Below are 9,071 nucleotides of genomic sequence, written 5' to 3'. Positions count from 1 at the left end.
GGTGTCCACCGAGACCTTGCCGACCCATTCGAAATTGAAGTTGAGCTTCTCGGCGTTCTCCAGGTCCGGCTCGGCGATCGGGTTCGGCGGCAGCGCCGGCGGCCAGTCGCCCGGCTTGTCGGCGCTGGCCACCGAGCGCAGGGTCCCGAGGCGCACGAAACCGTCGCGCAGGGAGATTTCCTCGCCCGCCTCGGGAATGCGGATCGCCAGGCAGATACGCATGCCCGGGCCGAGCCAGTAATCGTCCTCCAGCGGGTGCGGCGTGACGGGGTTGCCGTCGAGGGCATAGACCATCGCCTCGCAGTTGCCCTTGAGGTTGAGGCGGTAGGTCCAGGTGTTGTCCAGATTGAGCAGGCGCACCCGCACCACCTGGCCGGCCGGCAGTTCGGTGACCGCGTCGGCCTGGCCATTGATGGTGATCAGGCGCCCGGCGGTGCCGTTGCGCGCCGCCTCGCGGGGGATGCTGAACGGCAGGAAGGCGCCCTGCTCGTCGACATGCCAGGTCTTCAGGCTGAGGGTGCGCTCATGCTGGAAGCCGGTGGGTTCGCGCTCCTCGACGATCAGCGGGCCGACCAGGCCGCGGCCCAGCTCTTCACTGCTGCTGACGTGGGGGTGATACCAGTAGCTGCCGGCGTCCGGCACGCGGAACTTGTAGTCGAAGAACTCGCCCGGCTTGACCGGCAGTTGCGAGACGTAGGGCACCCCGTCCATTTCCAGGGGCAGGCGAATGCCGTGCCAGTGGATGGTGGTTTCCACGGGCAGGCGATTGATGAAGCGCACCCGCAGCCAGGTGCCCTGCCGCACGCGCAGCTCGGTGCCCGGCGCCGACGGACCGAAGGCCCAGGCCTCGGTCTTGAAGCCGGGGACCAGTTCCACGTCGAGCGGCGCGGCGATCAGTTCATAGTCGTGCCCGACATTTTCGTCCTCGACCTTGCCCAGCCAGTAACGGGCCGCACCACCGGCACCAAGACCAACCACCACCAGGCCGGTGAGGCCTTTGAGCATTTGTCGACGGGTAAAGGACATTGCAGCAGGCACCTCGTATCGCGGGGGACTGGCCATCACCGGGCCAGTTAGAAGGGCAAATACGATACACCCGCATTTGCGAAATATTAAGTGAAGACTTGTCGCAGGCTGGCGTCATCGCCAGACGATCGACGTACCAGCCCCGCAGAAAGCCGAAAGCCCGCAATGATGCGGGCTTTCGGTTGTGCTGGAAGCAATCGCCGCCGGTCTATGCCGGACGCGGGATCATTCCCACTCGATGGTCGCCGGCGGCTTGCTCGAGACGTCGTAGGTCACGCGGGAAATACCTTCGATCTCGTTGATGATCCGGCCACTGACGGTTTCCAGCAGTTCGTACGGCAGGTGTGCCCAACGCGCGGTCATGAAGTCCACGGTCTCGACGGCACGCAGGGCCACAACCCAGGCGTAGCGACGGCCATCACCGACCACGCCCACCGATTTCACCGGCTGGAACACCACGAAGGCCTGGCTGGTCTTGTGGTACCAGTCGGCCTTGCGCAGTTCTTCGATGAAGATGTGGTCGGCGCGACGCAGCAGGTCGGCGTACTCCTTCTTCACTTCGCCGAGGATGCGCACGCCCAGGCCCGGGCCCGGGAACGGGTGACGGTAGACCATGTCGTACGGCAGGCCCAGCTCCAGGCCGATCTTGCGGACTTCGTCCTTGAACAGTTCACGCAGTGGCTCGACCAGCTTGAGGTTCATTTCCTCCGGCAGGCCGCCGACGTTGTGGTGCGACTTGATCACGTGGGCCTTGCCGCTCTTGGCGCCGGCCGACTCGATGACGTCCGGGTAGATGGTGCCCTGGGCGAGGAACTGGATGTTCTCCAGCTTGCTGGCTTCGGCATCGAAGATGTCGATGAAGGTGCGACCGATGATCTTGCGCTTCTTCTCCGGGTCGGCTTCGCCTTCCAGGTTGCCGAGGAACTGCGCTTCGGCGTCGGCACGGATGACCTTGACGCCCATGTTCTCCTTGAACATGGCCATGACCTGGTCACCTTCGTGCAGACGCAGCAGGCCGTTGTCGACGAAGACGCAGGTCAGCTGGTCGCCGATGGCACGGTGCAGCAGCGCGGCGACCACGGAGGAGTCGACGCCGCCGGACAGGCCCAGCAGCACGTTGGCCGAACCGACCTGCTGGCGAACCTGGGCAATCGCGTCCTCGACGATGTTCGAGGCGGTCCACAGGGCTTCGCAGCCGCAGATGTCGAGGATGAAGCGGGACAGGATGCGACCGCCCTGCTTGGTGTGGGTCACTTCCGGGTGGAACTGCACGCCGTAGTAGCCGCGGGCATCGTTGAACATGCCGGCGATCGGGCAGCTCGGGGTGCTGGCCAGGACGTGGAAGTCTTCCGGCATACGGGTGACCTTGTCGCCGTGGCTCATCCACACGTCCAGACCGAGGACACCGTCGTCGTCGACGTGGTCTTCGATGCCGTCGAGCAGGCGGCTCTTGCCGACCACGTCGACGCGGGCATAGCCGAACTCGCGCAGGTCGGAACCTTCGACCTTGCCGCCCATCTGCTCGGCCATGGTCTGCATGCCGTAGCAGATGCCCAGAACCGGTACGTTCAGGTCGAAGACGGCCTGTGGCGCGCGCGGGCTGTTGGCTTCGTGGACCGACTCAGGACCGCCGGCGAGGATGATCCCGCGCGGGTTGAAGGCACGAATCGCTTCATCGTCCATGTCGAACGGGTGCAGTTCGCAGTACACGCCGATTTCGCGCACGCGGCGGGCGATCAGCTGGGTGTACTGGGAACCGAAGTCGAGAATCAGGATGCGGTGAGCGTGAATGTCGAGGGCCATGACTCAATCTCGTCAGTGGTAATCGGAAACGACGCGGGGCTGTTCGATAACAGCCCCGCTTCAAGGTGTTGCCAGGAGCATCAACCTACGCGGTAGTTTGGCGCTTCCTTGGTGATCTGTACGTCATGCACATGGGACTCGGCCATGCCGGCACCGGTGATGCGCACGAACTCGGGCTTGGTGCGCATCTCTTCGATGTTGGCGCTGCCGGTGTAGCCCATCGAGGAACGCAGGCCACCCATCAGCTGGTGGATGATCGCGGCCAGGGCGCCCTTGTACGGTACGCGGCCTTCGATGCCTTCCGGCACCAGCTTCTCGGCGCCGGCCGAGGAGTCCTGGAAGTAACGGTCGGAGGAACCTTGCGCCTGGGCCATGGCACCCAGCGAACCCATGCCGCGGTACGCCTTGTAGGAACGGCCCTGGAACAGCTCGACTTCGCCCGGCGCTTCTTCGGTACCGGCGAACATCGAGCCCATCATGACGCAGGAAGCACCGGCGACGATGGCCTTGGACAGGTCACCGGAGAAGCGGATGCCGCCATCGGCGATCAGCGGAACGCCGGTGCCTTCGAGTGCCGCGGCGACGTTGGCGATGGCGCTGATCTGCGGCACGCCGACACCGGCGACGATACGGGTGGTGCAGATCGAGCCAGGGCCGATACCGACCTTGACCGCGTCGGCGCCAGCTTCGGCCAGGGCCTTGGCGGCGGCGCCGGTGGCGATGTTGCCGCCGATCACCTGCACTTGCGGGAAGTTCTCTTTCACCCAGCGAACGCGATCGATCACGCCTTTCGAGTGACCGTGGGCGGTATCGACCACCACCACGTCAACGCCGGCGGAAACCAGCGCGGCCACGCGCTCGGCGGTGTCCTTGCCGGTACCGACGGCAGCGCCGACACGCAGACGACCCTGGTCGTCCTTGCTCGCCAGCGGGTAGGCCTTGGCCTTCTCGATGTCCTTGACGGTCATCATGCCCTTCAGGGCGAAGTCGGCATCGACGATCAGGACTTTTTCCAGGCGGTGCTTGTGCAGCAGCTCGCGGACTTCGTTCTTGTCGGCGCCCTCGCGGACGGTGACCAGGCGCTCTTTCGGGGTCATCACGTCGCGTACGGCGATGTCCAGGCGGGACTCGAAACGCACGTCGCGGGAGGTGACGATGCCGACCAGGTCGCCGTTGTGCAGTACCGGAACACCAGAGATGTTGTTCAGGCGGGTCAGCTCGAAGAGGTCACGCACGGTGGCGTCGGCGTCGATGGTGATCGGGTCCTTGACCACGCCGGCCTCGAACTTCTTGACCTTGCGCACTTCGCCGGCCTGCTGCTCGACGGTCATGTTCTTGTGGATGATGCCGATGCCGCCTTCCTGCGCCATGGCGATGGCCAGGCGGGCTTCGGTCACGGTATCCATGGCGGCGGAGACCAACGGAATGTTCAGCTCGATGCCACGGGTCAAACGGGTCTTGAGACTGACTTCGTTGGGCAGTACCTCGGAGTAGCCAGGTACAAGGAGAATGTCGTCGAAGGTCAGGGCTTCTTGGCTGATACGCAGCATCGCGGGGGCTCCCGGGCGGGAAAAATGGAAGCGCGCCATTATACTCATGCGCGCCGATTCGCTCAATGTAAAGATGGGCCTTCGGTCAGTTGCCCGACAGCTTCACCCGCACCACCGCCACCGGCTGGTCCAGCCAGTCGGCGAAGGCATCGAGGAAGGCCGGCCTGAAACCGGCGTCGGCCCACCCGTTGAAGATGAAGCCCAGGTTGGAAAAGGCACATGGCTGAAGAAACAGGAAGCCGTTGATGTCGTCTTCGTGGGCGCATTCGGGGCAGATGAAGTTGTCGGTCTGCGCCGGCATCCACGTCTCCAGACTGTCGAACAGGGCCTCGCCGATCTCCTGGCGGCACTCCGGGCAGCCCGCTTCTTCGAGAAAGTCCTCGTTCGGCGTATAGATGCAGCGCTTGGTGACGATCTCCAGGCCATTGAAGCGCTTGCCGAACGGCAGCAGCTCGGGGCGTTCGACGATCTTGCGCGCGCCCTCGGCGATGGCGTGGCCCATGCGGTTGCCGGTGGCGCCGCAGGTGCTGAGGCTTTCCTCGACGATCTTCTCGCGCACCAGCCAGCGCAGGATGGCCCGGGCACGGGCTTCGTGCACGGGGATGGAGGACATGCGGGGAACGATGATGCTCTGGGTGATCATGACAGCGGTCGGGTCGGTGAAAAGTCACCAGTTTACCTGACTCAGGTAGCGTCCGATCAGCGCCACGCCACTGGCCAGCACCAGCCAGGTGACCAGGCGCACGAAGGCTTCCCGCGACATGTTCAGGGTCAGCCGGCGACCGATGCGCAGGCCCAGGAGCATCATCGGCAACAGGCACAGGGCCAGGAGCAGCAGCGGCCAGTCGGCGTAGACCCCGGCGATCAGGAACAGGCTCAGGCGCACCACCGTGCTGCAACTGATCAGCGCGCTCTGGGTGGCCCGCGCCTGCTCGGTGGAGGGCAGCCGCGCATTCAGATACAGCGCATAGAGAAAGCCACCGCTGCCGAACAAGGCGCCGAACAGCCCGCCCAGGGTCCCCGTCGGCACCGCCCAGGCCGGCGCCAGGTTGGCGGGCCTGACCTTCACCGCCAGGCTGTACAGCGCATAGGCACTGACGAACAGCCCCATCAACAGCATCAGCACATCAGCATGCAGGTTGAGCAGGAACACCACGCCAAGGGTGCAGCCTAGGGCCATGAACGGCAACAGGCGCAGCAGCTCGCCCCTGGCCACGGCTTTGCGCGCCGGCAGCCAGTTGCCGAAAGCGGCGACGAAATCCAGCAGCACCAGCAGCGGGATGATCCGCGACAGCGGCATGAAATTGATCAGCACCGGCCCCGCGACCAGCGCGGTACCGAACCCGGCGATGCCGAACACCACATAGGCCGCGGCCACACCGAGCAGGATCGGCAGCCAGTCGAGCGCGGAAAACGGCAGTTGGGCGAACAGGGTCGAGAGCATCCGGGCAGCACCTTGGCAATGGGTTCAACACACCTTAACCAGTCGACAGCCATGCCGACCAATAGGCAATATCGCCATCAGCCATCTCGAAACGGCATAGCTCATGATCTCTACCCGCCAGTTGCGCTACTTCGTCGAAATCGCCGAAAGCGGCAGCTTCAGTGCCGCCGCCGAACGCCTGTACATCGCCCAGTCGGCCCTGAGCCGGCAGGTCCGTGAACTCGAACAGCAACTGGACACCCTGCTGTTCGAACGCACGGCACGCCAGCCACGCCTGACCGCGGCGGGCGTGGCCTTTCTGCCGCGGGCACGCAATCTGCTGCAGGACCTGGAAAAGGCCAGCGACCTGGCCCGCGCCGTCGGCCAGGGCCTGCGCGGCGGCCTGCGCCTGAGCCATTCCAGCACCGTGCCGCTGACCGGCACGCTGCTGCGACGGGTCAGCGGCTATCTGCACGACAACACCGGGGTATCCATGGAAATAGCCCAGCTTTCCTCGGAGGGCCAGCTCGAAGAACTGGCCGAGGGCCGCCTGGATATCGGCCTGCTGCGCCTGCCGGTGCTGCGCCAGCATGAGGGGCTGTGCGTCGAGCCGCTGCTGGAGGAACCCCTGCTGCTCGCCGTGGCCGAATCCCATCCACTGGCCGAAAAGGCCAGCGTCAGCCTGGACGAACTGCGCGACGAAGCCTTCATCTCCATCCCCCATCGCCAGCGCGGCGGGCTGAGCTACCTGTCGGCGGAACTGTGCATGGCCGCCGGCTATTTCCCGCGGCCAGCGCGGGTGGTGTCACGCAAGACCACCCAGTTGCAACTGATCCAGGCCGGCTTCGGCATTGCCCTGCTGCCGCGCTGCATGCAGGACATCGCCCCGGCGTCGCTGCGTTTCATTCCCCTGTCCGACCCGGGTTGCATCAGTACGGTGGCGATAGCCTACCGGCGCGATGCCGGGCCGCTGGTCAGACAATTCCTTGGTCATCTGCATGACAGCCGCGACGCTTGACCCTGAAGTAGCTACAAGGTCCATGCTTCGGCAAAACCAGGGAGGTCTGCCATGAACACGCACCAGGATCCGAACTATCTGCAACGCACCGGGATACTCGATTTCGATGCCCCGCCAATCACTCGCCTCATCGAGGCCCGCGGCTGGCGCACGCTGCCGGCGGAACAGGCCGCACGCGCCGTCTACGAGTATTGCCGCGACGAGATTCTGTTCGGCTACAACGCCGGGGCCGACAGCCTGCCGGCGTCGGCGATCCTCGAAGAGGGCCTGGGTCACTGCAATACCAAGTCGAACCTGCTGATGGCTCTGCTGCGCGCCCTGGGCATTGCCTGCCGCTTGCGCGCCTTCACCATCGACAAACGCCTGCAGAAAGGTGCGATGACCGCGTTCGTCTATGTCATGGCGCCACGGGAGATCCTGCACACCTGGGTCGAGGTCGACCTGCAGGGCCGCTGGGTGGTGCTGGAAGGCGTGATCCTCGACAAGCGCTACCTGCGCGCGGTGCAGAACAGGTTCAGCGACTGCCGGCACGCGTTTCTCGGTTATGCCGTGGCCACACCGTGTCTGGCCGAACCCGCAGTGCAGTGGACCGGGCGCGACACCTACATCCAGCGCGAGGGGATCGCCCGGGAGCTTGGTCTGTATGCCGCGCCGGATGACTTCTACCGCGAACACCAGACCAACCTGAGCGGGGTGAGAGGCTGGCTGTACCGCAACTTTTTCTACAAGGCGCTCAACGACAACGTGCGGCGGATTCGTGGCTGGGCGCTGGAGGACAACGCCGGCAGTCAGGCTTGCGATCATCGATGAAAGATCGAAAGCGCGCCGCACACGACACCCGCCCCAGCGATCCTTTATAGTGCCGCCCCATGATCAGAGACCCTTTCGAACGCCTCGGCCTCGACCGTGAAGTGCTCACCGTCAGCCAACTCAACGGCCGCGCCCGCGTGCTGCTGGAAGATGTCTTCAGCAGCATCTGGGTCGAAGGCGAGATATCCAACCTCGCCCGTCCGGCTTCCGGCCATGTCTACTTCACCCTCAAGGACAGCGGCGCCCAGGTGCGCTGTGCGCTGTTTCGCAACAACGCCGCGCGGGTCCGCCAGGCCCTGCGCGATGGCCTGGCGGTCAAGGTCCGCGGCAAGGTCTCGTTGTTCGAAGGGCGCGGCGACTACCAGCTGATCCTCGACACCGTCGAGCCGGCCGGCGACGGCGCCCTGCGCCTGGCCTTCGAGGCATTGAAGGAGAAGCTCGGCGCCGAAGGCCTGTTCGCCGCCGAACGCAAACGCCCCCTGCCCGCCCACCCGCAGCGCATCGGCATCATCAGTTCGCCCACCGGCGCGGTGATCCGCGACATCATCAGCGTGTTCCGCCGCCGCGCGCCACAGGTCGAACTGAACCTGCTGCCCACCGCCGTGCAGGGCCGCGAGGCCATCGCGCAGATCGTCCGTGCCATCGAGAAGGCCGATGCCCAGGGCTTCGATGCCTTGATCCTGGCCCGTGGCGGCGGCTCGCTGGAAGACCTCTGGTGCTTCAACGAGGAAGCCGTGGCCCGCGCCATCGCCGCCTGCGTGACACCGATCGTCAGCGCCGTCGGGCATGAAACCGATGTTTCCATCAGTGACTTCGTCGCCGACGTCCGCGCCCCTACCCCGTCCGCGGCCGCCGAGCTGCTGGCGCCGGACAGCAGCGACCTGCAACGGCGCCTGGAAAGCCTGCAACGACGCCTGCTGCTGCGCATGCAGAACCGCCTGGTGCACGACCGCCTGCGCCTCGACGGTCTGACCCGGCGCCTGCGGCACCCCGGCGAGCGCCTGCGTCAGCAGGCCCAGCGCCTCGACGACCTGGACATGCGCCTGCGCCGCGCCTTCGAGCAGCGTCTCAACCAGCGCCGCGAGCGCCTCGCGCGCCTCGACACACGCCTCGCCGCGCAGCATCCGGGACGCACCCTGGCCCTGCTCAAGCAGCGCCTGGACAACCTCGCCGAACGCCTGCCCAAAGCCATGCGCGACACCCTCAAGGACCGTCGCCAGCGCCTCCAGGCCCAGGTGCAGATGCTCGAACTGGTCAGCCCGCTGGCCACCCTCGGCCGCGGCTACAGCATCCTGCTCGACGAACGCGGCCAGGCCATCCGCAGCGCCGCGCAGACCCACAACGGCCAGCGCCTGAAAGCCCGCCTCGGCGAAGGCGAACTGCTGGTGCGAGTCGAAGACAATCACCAGACTCCGGTCACGCTTTCCCTTCTGGACTGACA

Annotated in this window: 8 protein-coding genes; 3 read left to right on the top strand and 5 right to left on the bottom strand. The window is 65.6% G+C overall.

All coding sequences use genetic code 11. From position 1 onward, the window contains the following. From CHB99_RS28550 to CHB99_RS28530, 5 genes are all read right to left on the bottom strand, one after another. Positions 1-1,026, bottom strand: a 1,026-nt coding sequence (locus CHB99_RS28550; RefSeq protein WP_089266724.1) for a multicopper oxidase family protein, incomplete at its 3' end; no start/stop codon positions are given. Positions 1,027-1,251: 225 nt separating this feature from the next. Continuing rightward, positions 1,252-2,829, bottom strand: a complete 1,578-nt coding sequence (guaA, locus tag CHB99_RS28545) for a glutamine-hydrolyzing GMP synthase (RefSeq protein ID WP_042122125.1) — start codon at positions 2,827-2,829, stop codon at positions 1,252-1,254. An 80-nt stretch (positions 2,830-2,909) separates the two neighbouring features. Then, the gene (gene guaB / locus CHB99_RS28540; RefSeq protein WP_042122127.1) at positions 2,910-4,379 is read right to left on the bottom strand and encodes an IMP dehydrogenase; all 1,470 of its coding nucleotides are present in this window, start codon (positions 4,377-4,379) and stop codon (positions 2,910-2,912) included. A gap of 85 nt (positions 4,380-4,464) precedes the next feature. Then, a complete protein-coding gene (locus CHB99_RS28535; protein WP_042122129.1) occupies positions 4,465-5,022 on the bottom strand; it encodes a hypothetical protein in 558 nt (185 codons plus the stop codon). Positions 5,023-5,046: 24 nt separating this feature from the next. After that, the gene (locus tag CHB99_RS28530) at positions 5,047-5,811 is read right to left on the bottom strand and encodes a sulfite exporter TauE/SafE family protein (RefSeq protein ID WP_042122186.1); all 765 of its coding nucleotides are present in this window, start codon (positions 5,809-5,811) and stop codon (positions 5,047-5,049) included. Positions 5,812-5,926: 115 nt separating this feature from the next. Here CHB99_RS28530 and CHB99_RS28525 point away from each other — a divergent pair, with 115 nt between their 5' ends. From CHB99_RS28525 to xseA, 3 genes are read left to right on the top strand one after another with little or no spacing between them, the layout of a single operon-like run. Next, on the top strand, positions 5,927-6,820 hold the full coding sequence (locus CHB99_RS28525; RefSeq protein ID WP_042122131.1) for a LysR family transcriptional regulator: 894 nt from the start codon (positions 5,927-5,929) through the stop codon (positions 6,818-6,820). Between the two features lie 51 nt (positions 6,821-6,871). Next, complete coding sequence (locus CHB99_RS28520; RefSeq protein WP_042122133.1) at positions 6,872-7,630, top strand: transglutaminase-like domain-containing protein; 759 nt, start codon at positions 6,872-6,874, stop codon at positions 7,628-7,630. A gap of 59 nt (positions 7,631-7,689) precedes the next feature. Further along, the gene (gene xseA / locus CHB99_RS28515) at positions 7,690-9,069 is read left to right on the top strand and encodes an exodeoxyribonuclease VII large subunit (RefSeq protein WP_042122135.1); all 1,380 of its coding nucleotides are present in this window, start codon (positions 7,690-7,692) and stop codon (positions 9,067-9,069) included. The last annotated feature ends 2 nt before the right edge of the window (positions 9,070-9,071 follow it).

Source organism: Pseudomonas japonica (genome assembly GCF_900188455.1).
GTDB classification, from domain to species: domain Bacteria; phylum Pseudomonadota; class Gammaproteobacteria; order Pseudomonadales; family Pseudomonadaceae; genus Aquipseudomonas; species Aquipseudomonas japonica.
This window is presented reverse-complemented; position numbering and strand designations above follow the sequence as displayed.

What these genes read in the sequence shown, in the direction of transcription:
- guaA (WP_042122125.1), bottom strand. Translation starts at nt 2,829, where the DNA reads ATGGCCCTCGACATTCACGCTCACCGCATCCTGATTCTCGACTTCGGT.
- guaB (WP_042122127.1), bottom strand. Translation starts at nt 4,379, where the DNA reads ATGCTGCGTATCAGCCAAGAAGCCCTGACCTTCGACGACATTCTCCTT.
- CHB99_RS28535 (WP_042122129.1), bottom strand. Translation starts at nt 5,022, where the DNA reads ATGATCACCCAGAGCATCATCGTTCCCCGCATGTCCTCCATCCCCGTG.
- CHB99_RS28525 (WP_042122131.1), top strand. Translation starts at nt 5,927, where the DNA reads ATGATCTCTACCCGCCAGTTGCGCTACTTCGTCGAAATCGCCGAAAGC.
- CHB99_RS28520 (WP_042122133.1), top strand. Translation starts at nt 6,872, where the DNA reads ATGAACACGCACCAGGATCCGAACTATCTGCAACGCACCGGGATACTC.
- xseA (WP_042122135.1), top strand. Translation starts at nt 7,690, where the DNA reads ATGATCAGAGACCCTTTCGAACGCCTCGGCCTCGACCGTGAAGTGCTC.